The sequence below is a fragment of the Methylobacterium sp. C33D genome (genome assembly GCF_053345825.1).
Genome location: NZ_JBKFAV010000237.1, coordinates 1 through 288, shown reverse-complemented (window position 1 = coordinate 288; position 288 = coordinate 1). Strand labels below are relative to the sequence as shown.

Annotated in this window: 1 protein-coding gene; it reads left to right on the top strand. The window is 75.0% G+C overall.

The window, feature by feature from the left end; all coding sequences use genetic code 11:
- Positions 1-288 (top strand): rRNA adenine N-6-methyltransferase family protein (locus tag ACLBXO_RS32210; protein WP_447687967.1); only part of this gene is annotated, 288 nt, incomplete at both ends.

Here is a 288-nt window from a genome sequence, read left to right as displayed (position 1 = left end):
CGCCGAGATCGCCGCCCACTATCCGGGACGCCTCGAGGTGGTCGACGCCGACGCCCTCGCCTTCGACCCGCGGCCGCTGGTGGGCGATGCCCCGGCGCGGGTCGTCGCCAACCTGCCCTACAATGTCGGCACCGCCCTGCTCACCGGCTGGCTGGACGGCGAGGCTTGGCCGCCCTGGTGGGATCAGGCCGTGCTGATGTTCCAGCGGGAGGTCGCCGAGCGGACCGTCGCCGGCCCGGAGGAGCGGGCCGATTACGGCCGGCTCGGGGTCCTGTGCGGCTGGCGGAC